The sequence below is a fragment of the Candidatus Eisenbacteria bacterium genome (genome assembly GCA_035712145.1).
Taxonomy (GTDB): Bacteria; Eisenbacteria; RBG-16-71-46; order RBG-16-71-46; family RBG-16-71-46; genus DASTBI01.
In genome coordinates this window covers 35,239-54,949 of record DASTBI010000054.1, presented here as the reverse complement: position 1 = coordinate 54,949, position 19,711 = coordinate 35,239, and the positions used below count along the sequence as shown (strand labels likewise).

The following is a 19,711-nucleotide window of genomic DNA, read 5'->3' as shown; positions in this document are numbered from 1 at the left end:
ACCAGCGCCGAGATCTCGTGGATCGAGAGGCTGCCGTCGAGCAGCTGGAGCAGCTCGAAGGCCTCGATGCGGAGCGCCACCGGGTTCGGCAGGACCCCGAACGGATCGGAGATCAGCAGCAGCTCCTGATCTCCAGACCGCACCGGCACGATCTCGAGCGGCCGCAGTCGCGGGTACTCCGGCAGGTCGTCCTCGGTCTCCACCGACGATCCCGGAGGCAGGATGATCCGCGAGCCGCGCGGCTCCGGCGGAGCGGCAGCTTGCGGTTCGGGAGTCTCGGGAGGCTCCTCGAGACTTCCGGGCAGGATGATCCGTCCCGAGCTCTTCGGGCGCTCTGATTCGGGTGGCTCGACCGGCACGCGCTTCCTCCACGTCGAGTAAGTGGGTCGCCCAGTCTAGACCCGGGTCGCGCGACGGCTCAAGGACAGGAGCACTCCCAGCGTTCCGCGGACGCGCACGAAGTCTCCGGGTCGCGGTCCTGGTTGCGCCGCCATCGGGCTGGGCTCGGGCGGCGTGGCCGTTTCCTTGGGTTCATCGCACCGCGAGATCGCAACCAGCCACATCGCGATCAGGATCCACGAGACGCGCACCGAGAGGCCTTTCTTCGCGAGATCGAGGGCCCGCCCACGATCCGCCGCCATGATACGAAAAACCCGTGCGCTCGGGACGAAGGTTGACGCAATATGCGCATGCCTTGAACCCCTCGAACTGCCATATCCACGCCACGCAGATTGACGTCCGCATCGACAAGGAAACCCAGGTCCCGGGCCGGGCCTGGTGCGCCGAGCGTCCACGAGCGCTGGTCGCCATCATTCATGGCCTGGGCGAGCACAGCGGCCGCTATGCCGCGCTCGCGGGAGCGCTGGTCGACCACCGCTTCACGGTGGTGTCTCTGGACTTGCCGGGTCACGGCGAGGCGATCGGGCCCCGGGGCCACGTGAAGTCGTGGACCATGCTGCGCGACCTCGTCGTGCCCGCGATGTTCACCGTCACGCGCGGGATGCTGGGACAGCCGCCGGACCTGCCCATCATCCTGGTCGGCCACAGCATGGGGGGGCTTCTGGCGCTGGACTACGCGCTCGCCCATCCCAAGACCATCCTGGGGCTCGTGCTCTCGGCCCCCGCGGTGCGCAGCAATCCGCCGCCGGCGTGGAAGATGACGCTGGCAAGGATCGCGCACTCCCTGTCGCCGAGCGCCGGCTTCTCGAACGGCCTCGACGAGAGTGGCATCTCTCGCGATCCGGAGGTGCTGATGGCGCGGAGCCAGGATCCACTGGTCCACAACAAGATCAGCCCGAGGCTCTATTTCGGGCTCGAAGAGGCTCGCCGACGCGTGATGACGGAAGCGCGGCGACTCGCGGTGCCCACCCTGATCCTCCAGGGCGCGGCCGATCGCGTGGTGAACCCTTCGGGCTCGCTCGAGCTCAACGGCCTGGCGCCACACGGGATGGTGCGGCTCATCACCTATCGCGATGGATACCACGAGGTGTTCAACGATCTCTCGCGCGATCAGGCGATCCAGGATCTGCTGGGCTGGCTGGACGCGATCCTGGTGGTCTAGCGCGGCTCCTATCCGTCCCGGGACGGATGACGAGCGGACTTTGTCAGCACGGCATGGGTTGCGCCCGCGGTCGGCACATGGGTGGTGCACTCATAGCCCAAGGCCGTGAGATCGAGGCCGTAGAACAGATGCTCGCCGGAGCCGAGCAATCTTGGCGAGATCGCCACGTGCAGCTCGTCGATGAGCCCCGCTTCGAGATACTGGCGCACCGTCGATACGCCGCCTCCGATCTGCACGTCCTTCTCGGCCGCTGCCGCCGTGGCGCGCTCCAGAGCCTCGCGAACACCGCCCGTGACGAAGTGGAAGACCGTACCGCCTTCCATCTGGGCGGGCGGGCGGCCATGATGCGTCAGCACGAACACCGGGCCGTGATACGGCGGGTTCTTTCCCCACCAGCCGCGCCAGGCGTCATCGGGCCAGGGACCGCGAATCGGGCCGAACATGTTGCGTCCCATGATCCACGCGCCGACGCCCTCCCCGAATCGCGCCGCGAAATCGTCATCGACGCCGGTCGTGCCGGTCTTCCCGCCCATCCGCTGGAACGTGCGCGTAGGGATGTACCAGTCGTGCAACGCTTCACCACCGACGCCGAGGGGCTCCTCGCGAGTCTGGCGCGGGCCGGCTCCGTAGCCGTCGAGCGAGATCGTGAAGTTGTGGACGCGTACACGAGTCATGGTTTGCTCCCAGGCAAGGATGGCTGACTAACTCCGTAGCAGCATGGTCACTGCGTCCTTCCACCGCCGATACTCCGCTTCGCGCCACGCTCGCCCCATCCGTGGCTCGAACACCTTCTCGATCACCCGCGCGCGATCCAGCTCACGCGGGGAGCGCCAGAAACCAACCGCGAGCCCGGCCAGCAATCCCGCGCCCAGCGCCGTGGTCTCCACCACGCGCGGCCGGACCACGCGCACGCCGAGCAGGTCCGCCTGGTACTGCATGAGGAAGTCGTTGGCCGAAGCACCACCGTCCACGCGCAGCACGCTCACCCGGCGCCCGGCGTCTCGCCCCATCGCGTCGAACACGTCGCGCGTCTGGAACGCCAGCGACTCGAGCGCCGCGCGCGCCACGTGCGCGCGCGTCGTGCCGCGCGTGAGACCGAGCAGCGCGCCACGCGCGTCCGGCCGCCAGTAAGGGGCGCCGAGTCCGGCGAAGGCGGGCACCAGGACCACCCCGCCGCTGTCTTCGACGCCGCGCGCCATCGCCTCGCTCTCCGCGGCGCGCCCGAGGATGCGCAGTCCGTCGCGCAGCCACTGGATCGCCGCTCCGGCAATGAACACGCTGCCTTCGAGCGCGTAGGCCGGCTCTCCGCGCGCGCCGCAGGCGACCGTGGTCAGCAGGCCGGCCCTCGAGCGCCGGGGCCGGTCGCCGGTGTGGAGGAGGAGGAAGCAGCCGGTCCCGTAGGTGTTCTTGCAATGTCCCGGGGCCACGCATCCCTGTCCGAACAAGGCGGACTGCTGATCGCCCGCCACGCCCGCGATCGGAATGCCATCGGGAAGCCCGTCCACGCCGCGCGTGGCGCCGAAATCGCCGCTCGAAGGGCGGACCTCCGGCAGCACGGCCGCCGGGACGCGCAGCGTCCGCAGCAGGGCTTCCGACCAGGCGAGCTTGCGGATGTCGTAGAGCAGCGTGCGCGACGCGTTGGTGGGATCGGTGGCATGGACGCGCCCGCCGGTCAGCTTCCAGATGAGCCAGGCATCGACCGTCCCGAACGCGAGACGCCCCGCGCGCGCACGCACCCGCGCGCCGTGGTCCAGCATCCACTCGAGCTTCGTCCCGGAGAAGTAGGGATCGAGCCGCAGCCCGGTGCTCCGCGCGATCTCGGGCTCGAGCCCACGGCGACGCAGCGCAGCGCACCGCTCGGCGGTGCGCCGGTCCTGCCACACGATCGCCGGTCCGACGGGTGCGCCGCTCTTCCGATCCCAGAGGAGCGCGGTCTCCCGCTGATTGGTGATGCCGATCGCGGCGACGTGCTTCCCGGTGGTGCGGCCATGCGCGAGCGCGCGCTTCACCGCCGCCCGTACGGTGGCCCAGATCTCACGGCCGTCGTGCTCGACCCATCCCGGCCGTGGGAAGTGCTGGGGCAGCTCCGCGTATCCGCGGCCCCGGGTCGAGCCCTTCGCATCGAGCAGCAGCACGGTGGTGCCGGTCGTGCCCTGATCGATCGACATCACCACCGCGCGTTTCACGCCACCTCCCGCGCGGAGACCAGCAGACGGTCCTCGTGCTCGAGCGAAGCGAAGAACTCGCGTTGCTCCGCACGCGCGCGCTCGGGCGACCAGCCGAGGGCGCGCGCCAGACCCGCGGCCACCTGCGGCGCCGCCACCCGCCCGCGATCCGGTGTCAGCCACAAGCGGCTGCGCCGCCGGATCACGTCCTCCACCCTGCGCGCGAAAGCGCTCTGCGCCGACGATTCGGCGAATGCCTCCAGCGACTCGGTCGGCTCCGGCAAGCGGGGCAGAGGCTCGACCGAGTCGCGCGGATCGGGACCGCCGCGCTTGAGCTTGTCGACCAGGGCCTTCACGGCGTCGCGCGCCATCACGCGGAAGGTGGTGTACTTGCCGCCTACCACGGTCAACAGCGGACCGTCGTCGATGAGGCGGTGCTCCCGGGTCGCCGCGGCGATCGGCCCGGTGGCCGCCAGCAGCGGTCGCACGCCGGACAGCACGGCCATGGCTGGAGCCTCGGCGGCCTTGGGAATCGCGCGCGCGAGCTCCGATCGCAGGTAACGGATCTCCTCGACGCTGGGACTCACGTCGTCGTCACGGAGGGGAGAGACCACCTCTACCTCGGTGGTCCCGACCAGCGAGTGCTCGCCGAACGGGATGACGAAGAATACGCGGCCGTCGCTCCTCGCGAACAACAGCACGCCGTGCGAGCGGGTGAGCCGCGGAAACACCAGGTGCACTCCTCGCGAAGGGCGCAGCACCGGCGCCGGCTCGATGCTGCCGGGCTTGAGCGAGCCGAGCAGCATGGCGCGCGTGCGGTCGGCCCACGGTCCCGTGGCGTTGATGATCACGCGCCCTCGCAGCGCGATCTCGGCGCCCGAGAGCCGGTCGCGCGCCAGCAGGTCGAACCGATCCGCGTCGGCCGGACGCAGTCCGATCGCCTCGGTGTAATTGTGAACCTGGGCACCATGCGAGACCGCGTCGAGGCCGACCGCGACCGCGAGGCGCGCGTCATCCATCACGGCGTCCGTATAGAGGCCGGCGCCCTTCAAGCCGCCTTCCGCGAGATCCGGCTCGAGCGCGAGCGCCTCGGCGCGGCGCACCGAGGCGTGCCGGGCGAGGGTGGATCGTCCGGCGAAGGCGTCGTAGGCGAAGAGCCCGATGCGCACCATCCACGGCGGCCGTCGGTCGCCACGATAGAACGGGATCATGAATCGGGTGGGCCGCGCCAGCGAAGGCGCCATGCGGCTCACCGCGGCGCGCTCGCGCAGCGCCTCGCTCACCAGCACGAAGTCGCCGTGCTCGAGGTAGCGCAGGCCGCCGTGCAGCATGTGGCTCGAGGCGCTGCTCGCGCCCGAGCCGAGATCCCCGCGCTCCACCAGCGCCACGCTCAATCCGTTGCGCGCCGCGAGCCGGGCGATGCCGAGACCGGTGATGCCGCCGCCGACCACGACGGCGTCGAACATGGTCATGAGCGAGGCTCTATCCCTGGCATGAAGGCCTCCATCCTGGCTGCCATGGCTTTCCGAGTGCGCGGGGCAGCATAGCATCCGCCCCTTGGCGCGCCAGGTTGCCGTAATTCGCAGCGCGTGGTAATCGTCGATGCGACCTCCACGCGCAACGAGGAGCGCCGCATGATCTCGCTATTCCCCAAGCAGGAAGACTTCTTCACGCTGTTCGAGAAACAAGGGAGCGTGGTGCGCGAAGGCTGCGACCTGCTCCTCGACATGGTCGAGCACTTCGAGAACGTCGAGCAGAAGGCCGCCAAGCTCAAGCAGGTCGAGCACAATGGCGACCTCATCACCCACGACATCTTCGAAAAGCTCAACAGCACGTTCATCACGCCGCTCGAGCGCGAGGACATCCACGGTCTGGCGAGCAGCCTCGACGACGTCCTCGACGCCGCGGAGGCCATCGGCAGCCGCTTCGTGCTGTTCCGGGTCAAGCAGGTGACCCCCGAGGCGATCAAGCTGTCCCGCATCGTGGCGCAATCCGGGGTCCAGATCGAAAAGGCCGTCACCCACCTCCGGGATTTCGAGAAGCTGATGCCCATCACGATCGAGCTCAACCGGCTCGAGAACGAAGCCGACGAGATCTCGCGCGCAGTGGTGGCGGAACTCTTCAACGGCGGGCACGATCCGATCGACGTGCTGCGCTGGAAGGAGCTCTACGGACGCCTCGAAGCGGCGGCGGACATGGGTGAGGACGTCGCCAACATTCTCGAGGCCATCGTCCTGAAGAACCGCTGATCTCATGACCATCGCGACCGAGATCTGGCTCATCATCGCGGTGGCGCTGGCGTTCGACTTCATCAACGGGTTCCACGACGCCGCCAACTCGATCGCCACCGTGGTCAGCACCCGGGTGCTGACGCCGCGCGCCGCGGTGGTTTGGGCCGCCTTCTTCAACTTCATCGCGTTCCTGGTGTTCGGAGCCCACGTCGCCAAGACCATCGGCAAGGGCGTGGTCGATCCCGCGATCGTGTCTCCCATGCTGATTCTCGCCGGGCTCGCGGGCGCCATCGTGTGGAACCTGCTGACCTGGTGGTGGGGGCTGCCCTCCTCGTCCTCTCACGCGCTGGTCGGCGGCTATGTGGGCGCCGCGCTCGCCAAGGCCGGTCCGGATGCGGTCATCGCCGACGGCGTCATCAGGGTCGCCCAGTTCATCGTCTTCTCGCCGCTCATCGGGTTGACGCTGGGCTTCCTCAACATGTGGATCATCATGTGGATCTTTCACCGCTCGACTCCGGCGCGCGTCGACCGACTCTTCCGCAAGCTCCAGCTGGTGTCGGCCGCCGCGTTCAGCCTCGGCCACGGCGGCAACGACGCCCAGAAGACGATGGGGATCATCACCGCGCTGCTGTTCTCCACCGGCCATCTCACCGGGGAGTTCAAGGTGCCGCTGTGGGTGATCCTGTCGGCCCATGCGGCGATGGGGCTGGGCACGATGGCGGGAGGCTGGCGGATCGTGCGCACGATGGGGATGCGGGTGACCAAGCTGCAGCCGGTGGGCGGCTTCTGCGCCGAGACCGCCGGCGCGGTGACGCTGTTCGCCGTGACCGCGCTCGGCATTCCGGTCTCGACCACGCACACCATCACCGGGGCGATCGTCGGCGTGGGCGCGACGCGCCGGCTCTCGGCCGTGCGCTGGGGCGTGGCGGGACGCATCGTCTGGGCCTGGATCTTCACGATCCCGATGGCGGCCGCGATCTCGGCGCTCACCTACAAAGCGATCGCGCTGTTCGGCGCGAAGTAGCCGCGTTGTTAGTCGCAGTCGGACGGTGCTCACCCAAAATTGTACCGGTTGAAGAGAGAGCCCGATCAATTATCGGGCTCTCTCTTCTGAGGGGTACTGGGCTACTGCGGCAATAGAATCATTTTCTTCTGGTCGCGGAAACCTGGCGCTGTCATTCGATAAAGATACATGCCGGGAGCGAGCACCGATCCGGATCGATTTTTGCGATCCCAATCGACCGATTGATATCCAGCTTCGAACTCGCGGTCCGCCAAGACACGCACCCGTCGGCCGAATAGATCGAACACCTCGAGTTTGACTTTGGCCCTAGTTGGTAGCTCGAATCGGATGAGTGTGCTTTTCCCAAACGGGTTGGGCTGGTTCTGAGTCAGTGCAAAACGGGGCGGCAAGCCGCTGATCCCGGAGCTGAATACCTTCGCCGTGTATACACCCCTCGAGACCAGGAAGAGATCACGCGCCAGCCCCGCCGGAACCGGAGGAGCCTCGAACTCCAAGCTCAACGCCTGACCTGGATCGATCGTGGCCACCTTGCCGCCCGAACTGGTCAGTGCCTCCAGCACGTTCTTGTGAACTGAATGACGAGCGATCCGGAGCGGCAACTCCAAAGGTTGGGCTCTTACAGCGTTGGCGAGCTTGCCGACGAACTCCAGATGCTGCTTCCCCTGGAATGTCAGGCGCACGGACCCATGCCCTGCGCCCTCGACAACAGCTTGATCCCCGTTTTCTCTCGGATAGAGAGTGCTCAATAGACGAGCAGTGCCGCTGGCATCGGCGGTTTCGACCTTGAAGCCCGAACCGTCGAGGATTGTGGAATCGATCAGGCGTGCAGCATTCGGGTCCGATGGCTTGAGCGATCCTGGATTGGGCCCATTCTTTTCGCAACAAGGCTCCTCGAATAGACCAGGATCATCGTGAACGATACCAGGGTCTCGCGATTCCGAAGGGTCATCCATCTCGACGAGTACTATGTCGCCGACATTGCCGGTGAGCCGGCCGCCGCCGATCAGTAACTCGGTGACGTCCCTTCCGCTCGCTGTCACCCGGTGAGCGGGACGCCGCTCCCCTAGCCACACACGATCCGCACTGGCCACAGCCGTGAGTCTTGGGTCGTGATCAACCGCCAAGAGCCTGACTTGGTCCAGGGTAGTTTGCTCCTGCTCATTCTCGCGAATTTCTAGCCGGTAGCTGTTCTGAACGCGAGCGGGTTTCTCGCGCAGCTTGTAAGCGTCGACCATGTAGCGACCGTCCTTCGAGCGGCCGAGGATGGTGTTCTCCGTCCTCCAGCCCTTGCCCGTATACGATGCGAGGGTCGGGCACCCACCGCCTCCGCCGGTAGCGACCCAGATCTTTGCGATCGCGTAGTCCACGCCACCGCTCTGGGTCTCGACCTGGAAGCGGACGTCGTAACTGTGTAACAGATCCACCGTGTCGGGTGGTGTCCAACTTAACGTCTGACTAGAAGGACTGAAGCTCATCCCAAGGTCAGCTCGGAGGAAGTACGCCTTGAATGTCAGCGGATCTCCTTCGGGGTCCGTGGCCTCGACCACGAAAGTATTGAGGCTTCCACGAAGAGCTTGAAGTTCAACCACCGGTGTTGAATCAATGACCGCCTGCCCACCCACTGCATCGATCACTGGCGGTTTGCTCATGTTGCGTCGGCTTGCCCAGAGGTTCGCCCGTTGCTCAGGATGCCCTGGGTTCATCGCCCGGATTGCGACTCGCGTTCCGTCCGGAGAGAACCTTGCGCCGGGTGATTGAAGCTCGCCTTCTTCTTCTTCCTCGCCGGCGCTCAACACATATTCAGGGTAATTGCTGATCGCCCGATCTAAGGTCGTCTGTGAGGTGAAGCCCGCTATCGCCGTCCTCGTCGTCAAAGAATCGATGTCCCCAGTGCTCACTACGATCACTTTGCCGTCGGAACTGTATGCGGGTGTTACGGCCTGTAGGTTCGTCGGCGTCAATAATGGCACTGGGTTCCCACCGTTTTTGTGGATCCGGTAAGCCTGATGATATGTGCCGAAAGGGGCTCGCCGATCGAAAGTGATGGAATCGCCGTCCGGCGACCATCGCGGGTATAGCTCTTCGTACCCGTCGCTCAGGTTGGTGAGAGGAATGGCGACGGCTCCACTCGGCGTTCCCCCTACGGCGATCTTGAAGAGCTTGAAAGGCCCGGCATACATGTGCCTACAAAAGGCTATCCAGTTTCCATCCGGCGACACTGCGGGGAAGACATCGCCGGTCGTCATCGGTATCGCAGCCCCAAGACTGTCGTGGTGCGTAACTAAGCGGAGGGGCGTGCCTCCAGGCCAAGGGGCGGCATATATAGTGCTGTCCCCGCGATCGAAGAGCACTTCATTCCCCAGCGGTGACCACTCCGGGTCGTAGTCGTGAACTCTTACAGGAGGAGATGTGAATACATATGATGAATTGCCATCCTTTGGATCGGAAGGCACCACCGTCACCTTGCAATCACCTGAATCAGGATGGGCTCCGTCTCTAAATACCGTGTAGCCGAGCCAGCGCCCGCTTGGCGACCAGCTGGCAGGACTTGCACCAATCGTGTTCCGTGAGCCGTTGGGGCAGGTGTCGCATAGGCTGCTGCGCCGCACTAGCGTTCCATGCAGAGCATTCCGATGACTATGATCGCGGTGGGGGTGCAGAAGGGCGTAATCGCTGGGATTGACGCTTCCATCGTAGGTCCAGTCACACGCATTGACGGAGTCTGCGACAAGGTCAATGGGATCGTGGCCATCGGCATCTAGGGAGCGGACCCGTGCAGTCCGAGTGCCTTGCGACACTCCCGCCACATAGAGCCTGACGTCCAAGTCCCCGCAACTAGAAAATCCGAAAAGCCTAATCCGAGCGAGGCCGCTCGAATCCGTCGAGTCGTCGGCGAACACCTTCCACGAGAACCCATCGGTCGCATCGGTAGCATCTCGTAGGAGGATGGATCCCGTTCCGGTAGGGGCAAGAGTGACCCAAATGGATTCCGGCGGGACTCCAACTCGCGCAGTCCCTGATCCATTTGTGTAAGTTACTGCGACACGCAAGACGGAAGGACGCCCAGCCGACAACAGAATCACCAGCGGGACACGTGGCGACCAAGGAATCTCCCATCGTCCATCGTACGTTCCCAGCCCGGGCAGTTATCGCATGACCGAGCACCATGAAAAGCGTGAGGAAATAGGGGAGCAGAGAGGAGCGGGCGACGCGCATGATCGGATCCTCCGCAGCCAGCGTGTGGAGAATCAGATCCCCGAGCGCCGGCAGCCACGTAAGAGAGGAACTCGCGTCGGCGGAACTGGGGCTGATGTCGATTCGAGTTGGAGAGGCCCCGGCAGACACCGGCGTGCGGCTAGGCTGGGCTCATTGGGGATCGCCCGGGCGAAGTTTCACTTGCCGGGGGGGGGGCCAACGCAAGCACAATCTTCGATGAGACGGTGACCCCAATCCCGGCTAAGCTACGTTGAACTACGTCTCACTTCTGCTAGGTAGCACACCCCACGGTCTCGATCGCTGGCTATCCCATGGACCCTTGGCGCCTAGTCAGCCGCTTAGTCTGCTGGGCAATTGTATTTTCTTTTCTTCTGAGCCGTTCTCTGTCAGCGGCTGAATGCAACGCGGTCTCCGTCAGAGTAGATCCCTCTGTTGCCCCCGGAGCTGCATCAACAATCCTGGGAATGGCTGTGGGGCAGACTTTTCAGGCTCCAGCCAGATTTATCCAGTCGATCACTGCGTGGCGAGTGCCCGTGCAGGATTCGCTAGGGTTCGGAGTTCGCTTATTTATCTGTCGGGTCGATTCAACAGGAATGCCCCTAACCCAAGATCTGATTCTCAGGGGACCAACCCTCGTTGTCCCATACGGTGACGGCATTAACCCCATAGAGTTCCGTTATGCTTTCGATCCGCCCCTGGAACTACCGGAAATGGCCACGTACTGCTTCTTTCTTCAGGGGGAATGTGATGCCTACACCGATTTCATGGGGGGAAGAGATCTTTATTCCGATGGCTCTCTATGGATAACCGGCAGGAGCCTAGGACTAGGATGTGGCCTTCGACAATTTCCTACCGAATACTCTTGTTGTGACCTAGCCTTCGATATTGAGTTTTGTGACTTTCCCACGGCCACCAAGAAGGAGACGTGGGGGTCTATCAAGTCTCTCTATCGATGACCTAGCTACGTGACCCCGCGCGCCATCGCCGGCTCGGTCGGCGTCACCGGGGCGGTCTCCGGTTCCACGTCCACGCGCGCCGGTCGCGTCGAAGGCAGCGCGCTCACGGGCTCGACGGTGACGAGCACGTTGTAATCCGGTTCACCCGAAACCGGATCGAAGCGCCTCGGGATCAGCACGTTGGTTTCGGGCCAGTAGGTCTGCAGGTGGCGCTCCTTCATCGAGGCCAGACGCGCGCGGCCTGTCCATTCGCCCACATCCGAGCGGAGCCGCACGGGATCCCCATCGCGCACACCGAGCTTCTCCGCGTCGCCGGGATTCATCAGCACCGAATCGCGATCGCGGCCGCCGACGTGAAAGTCCTTCGAATGGAAGACCATGCTGTTGAATTGCTTGCCGCGACGCGTGGTCATGTAGAACCAGCCTTCGGGAATCACCACTTCGGGAAGCGGCACCGCGTTGAAACGCGCGCGGCGTTCGGGCATCCGGTCGAAGCCATCGGCGTACAGACGCTCGCCGCCCCACTGGACCCACTGGCCTTCGCGCTCGAGCTTCTCGATGCCGGCATACATCGGCATGGCCTCCGCCATCTCACGGCGGATGTCGGCGGTCGTGCTCCAGCGGAATGCGCTCCCGAGATCGGGCCGCGCGGCCGTGGCCACGTCCACCGGGATGCGCCATTCAGGCCGCGCGCCGGCGATGCGGGGCCCGGGAATCTCGGGCGTGAACCGGATGCGGCGCTCCGTGCTCGTCGCCGTGCCGCCGCCCACGGTCTCGTAACGGGTCTCGGCCGGCAGCAGCAGCACGGTTCGGCCAGGCAGCAACGACGAGGTATTGAGCACGATGTCCTGGTGGATCCGGAGGCGAACATTGGACAGCGCCTCGTGCATGTAGGCGCGATCCGGCATGGTCTCCAGCAGATTGCCGCCCAGCGAGTAGAGGAGATCGATCTCCCCGCGATGCGCCGCCTCGAGCATCTGCAGCGTGCGGTGTCCCTTGGCGCTCGGAAGCGGCCGGCCCCACAGCGTCTCGAAGCGGCGGCGGTCCGGCTCGTGGGCAACTTCGAGTCCGCCTGGATACTTGTCCGGGTCCACGCCGCATTCGCCGCCCCCCTGGACGCCCGAGTGCCCGCGGATCGGCATGATCCCGCACTTCTCGCGCCCGAGAAACCCGCCTGCCAGCGCGAGATTGACCACCGCCTTCACGTTGTCGACGCCGAATCGGTGCTGGGTGAGGCCCATGCTGTAGACGAACACCGCCGAGCGTGCGCGCCCCACTTCTTCGGCGAAGCGCCGCATGTCGTCGCGGGAAAGCCCGCTGTCGGACTCCAGCCGTTCCCACGTCAGCTCGCGAAGGTGCGCGCGCAGCGCTTCGAATCCGGAGGTGTGGCGGGCGATGAACTCGTGATCGACTCGATCGATCTCGATCAGGTGCTTCATCGCGCCGTGGAGGAACGCCACGTCGCCGCCGACCGCCACCTGGAAGAAGTCGTCCATCAGACGCGATCCGAAGAGCGCGCTGCGGACGTCGCTCGGCACCCAGTAGCGCTCGAGCGCGGGCTCGCGCATCGGGTTGACCACCACGATCCGGGTGCCCCGGCGTTTCGCGTAACAGAGGTACTTGGTGGTCACCGGCTGGTTGCTGGCGAGATGCGAGCCGAGGATCACCACCAGGTCCGAGCCGATCATGTCCTTGAGCGAGCAGGTGGGCGCCGCGATCCCCAGCGTGTCCTTGAGGGCCGAGACGCTGGCGGCGTGGCAGAGCCGCGAGCACAGGTCCACGTGATTGGATCCCAGCAGCCTCGCGGCCTTCTGGAACGAGTAGTAGGTCTCGTTCACCAGGCCGCGGGAGGTGGCGAAGAAGCCCATGCGCTCGCCCGGCAAGTCCCGTAACTCCTCGGCGACGATGCTCATCGCCTCGTCCCACGAAATCCGGTGCAGCCGGTCATCGCCCTCGCGATGCACCATCGGATAGGGAAGCCGTCCGAGGCCGTGGAGATCGCGGTTCCGGCGTGCCCTCAGAGCCGGGAGGTCGGCGAGGACGTCATCCGGGATCGGGCCCATCGTGTTGAGCCGGAGGAGGTCGAGGCGTGTCATGCACAGATGGATGCCCTTGATGACGTCGTCGCGCATGCCCCGCGGTCCGAGCGAGCAGCCATCGCATACGCCGCGGGCCAGGATCCTCCAGGCGTATGCCAGCTGGTCACGGTTCTCCCATGCCACCCGGAGCATGCCCCGGTAGGGGCGGAATGGCCTGGGCCGGGGGACAGCCCCCTGCAGCGGCGGCAATGGCTGGTCGCTGCGTTTCGATCGCGGACGCGCACACATGGACGCGAGGTTAGCGGGTTCACGCCGCCTAAGCCATGCGCGCTCCCGCTGCCTGCATCCGCCGAGCCAGGCTGTAGGTTCGGCCCAAGGCGCGGACGTTCGTACACGTCCCTGCCCGTTCGTACAGCGAGCTCCGTCGCAGGTGGCGGGGGCGAGGAGCATTATTTTCGAGGGGCTTGCGGGGACTGAGGCTCCACCTCGATTTCGGCACGTGGGTTGTTAGGACCTCGGGCATATGGCCCTCAGGAATCGAGGGCATGGATCGACGAGGCGCACAGGCGTCGACGCCATAGGAGGGCAGACATGAAAATGCCGCGCATCGAGACCACGCTCACGGCGTCGATGCTCGTCGTTGGCTTCGCGACCCACGCCGTCGCGCAGCCGCTGAATCCCCCGGATGTGACCGCCGCCGCCGCAGTCCAGATCGCGGACGCGATCGCCGGAATCCCCACCCAGCTCGTGAAGAAGGAACAGAAGGCCGAGGGAATGTCCTGGGCCGAGGTGACCATCGGGAAGGTGCTGCTTGCGGTGCAGACGGAGGAGTTCGCAACCGCGCCTCGACCGGTTGGAACCAAGGTGGCGAAGCAAGGGTAGGAGAGGCGTGGGAAGCAGTGAGCGCGCGACCCGGTGGACTCCTGGGTGTCCCCTTCACGCGCTTGATTGCTGATCACGACGGCGATGCCCGCTGCGGCATCGCCGTCGGTTTTTGTCCCCGCCTCCAGAATTGAAATGGGACCCGCATCCCTGCGGGTCCCGGCTGCTTGACGACGGACTCGGCTTACCAGTTCGGGGGAGCCGCGAATCCCAGCTCGCCACGCTCACGCTCCCAGGTCCGGTTGCGACCATTCCAGATCCGGATGCCGAGCGCGCGCAGACCACTCGCGTACTCGTAGCGCAGGATCACGTGGTCGACCGGGCTGGCCTCGGCCAGGAAGTGCGTCCGGGACACCGGGTCACGCTGCGAGTTGCCCCAACCCGTGCCAGGATTCGACTGCTCGTCGGCGTACGAACGGTTGCTCGGCGACGGAGCGCGATCCAGTCCCTGCAGGTCGCGAGGCGCCTCTTCTCCACGCCCCTCGAACTCGTCGGGCTCCTGCGAGCGGATCCTGCCCGGGACGTCCCAGTAAGGACGCTGCTCACGGAACGCCAGGACCCGGATCCAACCCATGTCGCCGTTGGCCTTCCCGACGCGCTCCGCGTACGAGCGCTCCTCGTCCACGAACACGAACCGGCGAACGCGATCCATCGAGGTGCGCCAGCCCTTGATCACCGTGCTCTCGAACGGATCGAGGACGTACATGGACTCGTTGCGGGACAGCCTCGACTTCTGGCCATTGATGGCGTTGAGGCCGTCCACGGCGAGCAGGACGCCCACACGGCGGTTGGTGTTGTTCCGAACCACCAGGCTGTAATTGCGTCCCTTGAACGCCTGGAAGTAGCGCCGGTCGAAACGGCCGTTCGCGGTATAGAGCGGCACCGTGCCCATGCCTTCGACCTGCACCTGGACGTCCACGAGACGTCCATCGGCGGCGAATTCGAATCCGCGGTTTCGGTTGCCCTGCCACGAATCGTTGTCGCCATGCCACGCCTGCGCCTGCGAGACGTTTGGCAGCGTCGCGACGAGCGCGAGCGCGCCGACCATCATCGCCGAGAAGGCGCGAGGACGACGAGGCAGCGGAATCGGTACCGGCGCGGGAACCCGACACGGCTCGATGGCCACCACGCGCTGAAACGCGCGCAGCGCCGCAGAGGTGTCGACCGCCAGCCGCGCGCGAGTCCACTGGAGGACCGGGCGGAGGCAGCCCATCAACGTAGCGGTGGTGAACATGACGTTCTCCCTTCTGGCGGGTCAGGTCGTTGCCGCCTTGGAACGCAGGAAGTACGCCAAGGGTGGGTCGCTATTCCGGCGCGGAATTGCCCGGAAAACAGCGGCTACTCACGACATCGGGAGGACAAGTGATCGTCAAGCCGCCACGGTTCGATGCGCCGTTGCGACGGGGCGCGCGCCCCGAATCGGCTACCAGGCGATGACGCTGTAGCCGCCGTCCACCATCATCACCTCGCCGGTGATGCCGCTTCCCAGATCGGAGAGCAGGAACAAGCCGGCGTTGCCGACCTCCTCCTTGGTGATGTTGCGGCGCAGCGGGGCGCGCTCCGCGTGCTTCTTGAGCATGTCTGTGAAGCCACGGATGCCGCGGGCCGCCAGCGTGCTCACCGGCCCCGCCGAGATGGCATTGACCCGGATTTTCCGCGGCCCGAGCTCGAGCGCCATCTGACGCACGCTCTGCTCGAGCACGGCCTTGGCGCTGCCCATCACGTTATAGGAGGGAACCGCGCGCTCGGCTGCCAGGTAGGAGAGCGTCACGATGCTGGCGCCGCTCTTCTCGAGCAGCGGCAGCATGCGGTGGGTCACGTTGAGCAGCGAGTAGGCGCTGACTTCGAGCGCCAGCTGGAAACCGTCCCGCGACGTCCCGACGAACAGACCCTCGAGGTCTTCCTTCTTGGCGAAGGCGATGCCGTGGACCAGATAGTCGATTCCGCCCCACTGCTCGCCGAGGCGCTTCGCGACCGCGTCGATCTGCGCGTCCTGCGTGACGTCGCACTCGAGCAGCATGATTCTCGGGCGGTCCTTCGCGACCTCCTCGACCATGCCCTTGAGCCGCTCGTTCGCGTACGTGAGGCAGAGGTCGGCGCCCGCCTGATGCAGCTTGTCGGCGATCGCCCACGACAGGCTGCGGTGGTTCGCGACCCCCATCACCAGCCCATGCTTGCCGCTCAAGTCGATCGAGATCATGTCTCCATACTCCGGCGCGCGGCCCGTACTTGCCGGCGCATCGGTTGTGCGAGGATCGATCCGTGGTTTCCAGCAGCCGGCACCGTGCGACCCGGCGTGAAAGGAGCGAGCAATAGGACCCCGCAGAGTGGAGCCTGTCAAGCGCGGCGAGCCCTCGCCGCTTTCCCGCTACGCTTCGCTCGATGCGGTGGCGCGCGCCGTGGTGCGCTGCGAGCGCTGTCCGCGCCTCCGAGCCTTCTGCACGCGCATCGCCACCGAGAAGAAGCGGGAGTTCCGCGACCAGACCTACTGGGGCAAGCCGGTCCCCGGGTTCGGTGATCCGCGCGCGCGACTGCTGATCGTGGGATTGGCGCCCGCGGCGCACGGCGGCAACCGCACCGGGCGATCGTTCACCGGCGACTCGAGCGGGGACTGGCTCTACCGCGCGCTCTTCGAGAACGGCTTCGCCTCGCAGCCGACGTCTGCGCGCCGGGGCGACGGGCTCGAGCTCATCGACTGTTACATCGCGGCGGCGGCGCGCTGCGCGCCGCCCGACAACCGCCCTGCCCCGGGGGAGCTGGCGAACTGCAGGCCTTACCTCGAGGCCGAGCTGGCGCTTCTCGAGCGCGTGAAGGTGGTGCTGACGCTCGGACGCATCGCCCTCGACGCCTGGCTTCGCGCTTCCGGCTGGTGGGAGCGCTTGCCGCCGCGCTCGCGCCCCGCGTTCGAGCACGGTGCTCTGACCGCGCTCGACGGCGGTCCACTGCTGATCCGCTCCTTCCATCCCAGCCGACAGAACACCAATACCGGCAAGCTGACCCGGCCGATGTGGAACCGCATCTTCCGCCGCGCCCGCGAGATTCTCGGTCCGTCCTGATCCGGGACGGCCTCTTCTCAAGTCATTGCCCGACAATGCCGATAGCACATCGACACCCTTTGGACGCCGGTGTGGGAGATTTCGCATGGACTGCGCTCGATGAAGCCCGGCAAGGCAGTGACATTCGCGGCATTGCTGCTGTACGCCACCGAGGCCGAGGCGGGTGTGATTCGCGGCCGGCTTCGGCTCGACTCGAGCCGCCAGGCCACGCCTTTGGGGACGGTCATCGAGGCGCCGAAAGTGGAGCAGGCCGTGCTGTGGGTGGACCCCCTCCCCGAGAAGCTCGCGCACCATTACCGCGCCAGGCCGAAACAGAAACGCGTCGTCCAGAGCAACCGGAGCTTCACGCCGCTGGTGACCACGGTGATCGCCGGCAGCACCGTCGACTTCGCCAACCGCGACCGCGTCTACCACAACGTGTTCAGCGTCTCACCCGCCCAGCGCTTCGATCTCGGCAAGTATCCGCCGCGCTCCAGCCAGCGGGTGACCTTCGAGCGCCCCGGCGTCGTGAACCTGTTCTGCGACATCCATCCATGGATGTCGGGATACGTCGTGGTGATGTCGCACAAGGTCTTCGCGACTCCTCGCCGCTCCGGTGACTTCAAGCTCCCACCGCTGCCACCCGGCCGCTACACCCTTCACGTCTGGCACCCGAGCATCGGCGAGCAACGTCGTCAGGTGCAGATTCCGGAGCGAGGCGACGCGGTGCTCGCCCTGGGCTACTGACATGCGTCTTCGACTGCGCTGGAAACTGCTCGCCTTCACCGCCCTCGCACCCGTTCTGCTGGCGCTCGGCACACTGTGGCTCGTCAATCGCAACGTCTCGGGCCACCTCGAGGACAACATCCACGAAAGCCTTCGGCGCTCGGCGAACGTGTTCGAGAACATGCTCTCGGCGCGCGCGGACGCGCTCGGCGTCACCGCGCAGGTGATCGTGCGCGACCCGCGGTTCTTCTCGGTGCTCACACTCCCCACGGAGCCGGGGGATACGCAGTACCGCGCCACCGTGCGTGGCGTGGCTCGCGACTTCCACGCCATCACCCAGAGCGATCTGCTGGAGGTGCTGGATCGCAACGGCCGCATGCTGGCATCGGTGGGCCGGCTCTCCTCCACGCAGGCGACCCGCGAGCGGCTGGTGCGGCATGCGCTCGAGGGCGAGCCCGCGTCGGGCATCCTGGTGGAGAAGGAGGCCCAGCTCCAGGCCACGGTCACCCCGGTGGTCGCTGGAGGGCGGGTCGTCGGCGCGCTCGTGCTCGGCGCCGAGATCGGTGAAGCGCTCGCCTCGAGGTTGCGCGGGCTGACCCACAGCGAGGTGACCTTCGTCTCCGGACAGCAGCCGACCGGCAGCACGGTCACGGGAGACGCGGACCGTGGCGCGCTCATGGACGCGGTGCTGGAGGCCGACCTCGATGGGGAGGAGGACGCGCTCAGCGAGGTGCATGGCGGCTCGGCCACCTACCTCACGCTGGTGCGCCGCATCCCTGAGTCGGACCCCAAGGGCCGCCAGCTCTACGTGCTGCAGCGTCCGCTCGACGTCGAAACGGCATTCCTTCGCCGGGTGCAGGCTGGCCTCGGCCAGCTCGGCATGCTCGCCGTTCTCGCTTCGTTCATCGTCGGGCTGATCGTGTCGGAGCGCATCACCCGGCCCATGCTCAAGATGGTGCGCGGCGCCGAGGAGATGAAGCGCGGCAATTACGACTTCCCGCTCCAGGTCAACAGCCAGGACGAGATCGGCTATCTCGCCGAGCGCTTCGAGGAGATGCGGGAGCACGAGAAGGACTACGTCAAGAGCCTCGAGGAAGTGGCGCGCGTGAAGAGCGAATTCATCAGCATCGCCTCCCACGAGCTGCGAACGCCGATCAGCGTGATCAAGGGATTCGTGGAGCTGTTCTCGAACGGCACGCTCGGTGGCATCAGCGAAAAGCAGCAGAGCGCGCTGGCGGCGATCGAGCGCAGCCTGAAATCGCTGACCCGCATCGCCGAGGACGCGACTCGCGTGGCTCAGATCGAGAGCGACCGGCTGGTGCTCACGCTCGGCAATCACGAGATCGAGGGCCTGGTCCGACAGGCGGTGAGCATCGCCGCCGGCGATGCGCCCGACCGCGATCTCTCGATCACCACCGAAGTGGAGCCGGGGCTTTCAGCGGCCCACGTCGATGGCCCGCGGCTCACCCAGGCGCTGGCGAACCTGGTGCGCAACGCCATCCGCTTCACGCCCAACGGCGGCAGCATCGACGTGCGTGGCGCACGCGATGGCGACGACCTCGTGCTGAGCGTTCGCGACTCCGGGATCGGCATCACCAGGGACAAGCTGGACGAAGTGCTGCGCCGCTCGTTCTCGGTGCGCGACTCGCTCAACCATCATTCTTCGGGAACGCTCGAGTTCAATTCCGCCGGCCTCGGGCTAGGCCTCACGCTGGCGCGCGGTATCGTGGAGGCTCACGGCGGCCGGATCGAAGCCGAGAGCAGGCCGGAGAAGGGCAGCACGTTCGCGATCCGCGTTCCCTATCGCGGCGCCGACTCCACGCTGAAAGCCGCCTGATCTCCGCACGGCATCCGCGGATCTGAGAAAGCGCTTGAC

The 19,711-nt window shown here is 66.1% G+C and carries 16 protein-coding genes; 7 read left to right on the top strand and 9 right to left on the bottom strand.

Annotated features, from left to right (window positions below; genetic code table 11):
* The coding region (locus VFQ05_03285; protein ID HET9325771.1) for a hypothetical protein at positions 1–359 on the bottom strand (359 nt) is incomplete at its 3' end.
* A 36-nt stretch (positions 360–395) separates the two neighbouring features.
* A complete protein-coding gene (locus VFQ05_03280) occupies positions 396–641 on the bottom strand; it encodes a hypothetical protein (GenBank protein ID HET9325770.1) in 246 nt (81 codons plus the stop codon).
* Positions 642–694: 53 nt separating this feature from the next.
* Between VFQ05_03280 and VFQ05_03275 the strand changes: the two genes are divergently transcribed.
* On the top strand, positions 695–1,561 hold the full coding sequence (locus VFQ05_03275; GenBank protein ID HET9325769.1) for an alpha/beta hydrolase: 867 nt from the start codon (positions 695–697) through the stop codon (positions 1,559–1,561).
* Positions 1,562–1,569: 8 nt separating this feature from the next.
* On the opposite strand, the gene VFQ05_03270 is transcribed toward VFQ05_03275, so the two are convergent.
* The 3 genes from VFQ05_03270 to VFQ05_03260 are packed head-to-tail and all read right to left on the bottom strand — an operon-like array spanning position 1,570 to position 5,198.
* The gene (locus VFQ05_03270; GenBank protein ID HET9325768.1) at positions 1,570–2,235 is read right to left on the bottom strand and encodes a dihydrofolate reductase family protein; all 666 of its coding nucleotides are present in this window, start codon (positions 2,233–2,235) and stop codon (positions 1,570–1,572) included.
* Positions 2,236–2,262: 27 nt separating this feature from the next.
* Positions 2,263–3,729: a glycerol kinase GlpK gene (gene glpK, locus VFQ05_03265; protein HET9325767.1), complete on the bottom strand. Its 1,467-nt coding sequence runs from the start codon at positions 3,727–3,729 to the stop codon at positions 2,263–2,265.
* Between the two features lie 14 nt (positions 3,730–3,743).
* Positions 3,744–5,198 (bottom strand): glycerol-3-phosphate dehydrogenase/oxidase, encoded by a 1,455-nt coding sequence (locus VFQ05_03260; protein ID HET9325766.1) that lies wholly within the window; start codon positions 5,196–5,198, stop codon positions 3,744–3,746.
* Between the two features lie 162 nt (positions 5,199–5,360).
* Between VFQ05_03260 and VFQ05_03255 the strand changes: the two genes are divergently transcribed.
* Both VFQ05_03255 and VFQ05_03250 read left to right on the top strand, forming a co-directional pair.
* Positions 5,361–5,975, top strand: coding sequence for a DUF47 family protein (locus VFQ05_03255; GenBank protein HET9325765.1), 615 nt, complete (start codon positions 5,361–5,363; stop codon positions 5,973–5,975).
* A 4-nt stretch (positions 5,976–5,979) separates the two neighbouring features.
* Positions 5,980–6,981 carry an inorganic phosphate transporter gene (locus VFQ05_03250; GenBank protein ID HET9325764.1) on the top strand — a complete coding sequence of 334 codons (1,002 nt, stop codon included), beginning with the start codon at positions 5,980–5,982 and terminating at the stop codon, positions 6,979–6,981.
* A gap of 101 nt (positions 6,982–7,082) precedes the next feature.
* Here VFQ05_03250 and VFQ05_03245 read toward each other — a convergent pair whose 3' ends face one another.
* Together VFQ05_03245 and VFQ05_03240 are read right to left on the bottom strand one after the other, a co-directional pair.
* A complete protein-coding gene (locus VFQ05_03245) occupies positions 7,083–9,227 on the bottom strand; it encodes a T9SS type A sorting domain-containing protein (GenBank protein ID HET9325763.1) in 2,145 nt (714 codons plus the stop codon).
* A gap of 1,931 nt (positions 9,228–11,158) precedes the next feature.
* The gene (locus VFQ05_03240) at positions 11,159–13,384 is read right to left on the bottom strand and encodes an FdhF/YdeP family oxidoreductase (protein ID HET9325762.1); all 2,226 of its coding nucleotides are present in this window, start codon (positions 13,382–13,384) and stop codon (positions 11,159–11,161) included.
* Between the two features lie 399 nt (positions 13,385–13,783).
* Here VFQ05_03240 and VFQ05_03235 point away from each other — a divergent pair, with 399 nt between their 5' ends.
* A complete protein-coding gene (locus VFQ05_03235; protein HET9325761.1) occupies positions 13,784–14,074 on the top strand; it encodes a hypothetical protein in 291 nt (96 codons plus the stop codon).
* 184 nt (positions 14,075–14,258) lie between these two features.
* Here the strand turns inward: VFQ05_03235 and VFQ05_03230 are convergent, their stop codons facing one another.
* Together VFQ05_03230 and VFQ05_03225 are read right to left on the bottom strand one after the other, a co-directional pair.
* Positions 14,259–15,308, bottom strand: a complete 1,050-nt coding sequence (locus tag VFQ05_03230; GenBank protein HET9325760.1) for a hypothetical protein — start codon at positions 15,306–15,308, stop codon at positions 14,259–14,261.
* Positions 15,309–15,497: 189 nt separating this feature from the next.
* A complete protein-coding gene (locus VFQ05_03225; GenBank protein HET9325759.1) occupies positions 15,498–16,274 on the bottom strand; it encodes an enoyl-ACP reductase in 777 nt (258 codons plus the stop codon).
* A 127-nt stretch (positions 16,275–16,401) separates the two neighbouring features.
* Here VFQ05_03225 and VFQ05_03220 point away from each other — a divergent pair, with 127 nt between their 5' ends.
* The 3 genes from VFQ05_03220 to VFQ05_03210 all read left to right on the top strand — a co-directional run bounded on the left by VFQ05_03220 (position 16,402) and on the right by VFQ05_03210 (position 19,672).
* Entirely contained in the window at positions 16,402–17,130 is a 729-nt protein-coding gene (locus tag VFQ05_03220) for a uracil-DNA glycosylase (GenBank protein HET9325758.1), read from the top strand.
* 99 nt (positions 17,131–17,229) lie between these two features.
* On the top strand, positions 17,230–17,856 hold the full coding sequence (locus VFQ05_03215) for a hypothetical protein (GenBank protein ID HET9325757.1): 627 nt from the start codon (positions 17,230–17,232) through the stop codon (positions 17,854–17,856).
* Position 17,857: 1 nt separating this feature from the next.
* Positions 17,858–19,672: an ATP-binding protein gene (locus tag VFQ05_03210; GenBank protein HET9325756.1), complete on the top strand. Its 1,815-nt coding sequence runs from the start codon at positions 17,858–17,860 to the stop codon at positions 19,670–19,672.
* Positions 19,673–19,711: the final 39 nt, after the last annotated feature.

Coding starts and splice junctions, on each gene's coding strand:
- glpK (HET9325767.1), bottom strand. CDS start 3,729: ATGTCGATCGATCAGGGCACGACCGGCACCACCGTGCTGCTGCTCGAT.
- VFQ05_03235 (HET9325761.1), top strand. CDS start 13,784: ATGAAAATGCCGCGCATCGAGACCACGCTCACGGCGTCGATGCTCGTC.
- VFQ05_03210 (HET9325756.1), top strand. CDS start 17,858: ATGCGTCTTCGACTGCGCTGGAAACTGCTCGCCTTCACCGCCCTCGCA.
- VFQ05_03225 (HET9325759.1), bottom strand. CDS start 16,274: ATGATCTCGATCGACTTGAGCGGCAAGCATGGGCTGGTGATGGGGGTC.
- VFQ05_03245 (HET9325763.1), bottom strand. CDS start 9,227: ATGACGACCGGCGATGTCTTCCCCGCAGTGTCGCCGGATGGAAACTGG.
- VFQ05_03280 (HET9325770.1), bottom strand. CDS start 641: ATGGCGGCGGATCGTGGGCGGGCCCTCGATCTCGCGAAGAAAGGCCTC.
- VFQ05_03240 (HET9325762.1), bottom strand. CDS start 13,384: ATGCTCCGGGTGGCATGGGAGAACCGTGACCAGCTGGCATACGCCTGG.
- VFQ05_03250 (HET9325764.1), top strand. CDS start 5,980: ATGACCATCGCGACCGAGATCTGGCTCATCATCGCGGTGGCGCTGGCG.
- VFQ05_03230 (HET9325760.1), bottom strand. CDS start 15,308: ATGTTCACCACCGCTACGTTGATGGGCTGCCTCCGCCCGGTCCTCCAG.
- VFQ05_03260 (HET9325766.1), bottom strand. CDS start 5,198: ATGACCATGTTCGACGCCGTCGTGGTCGGCGGCGGCATCACCGGTCTC.
- VFQ05_03270 (HET9325768.1), bottom strand. CDS start 2,235: ATGACTCGTGTACGCGTCCACAACTTCACGATCTCGCTCGACGGCTAC.
- VFQ05_03215 (HET9325757.1), top strand. CDS start 17,230: ATGAAGCCCGGCAAGGCAGTGACATTCGCGGCATTGCTGCTGTACGCC.
- VFQ05_03255 (HET9325765.1), top strand. CDS start 5,361: ATGATCTCGCTATTCCCCAAGCAGGAAGACTTCTTCACGCTGTTCGAG.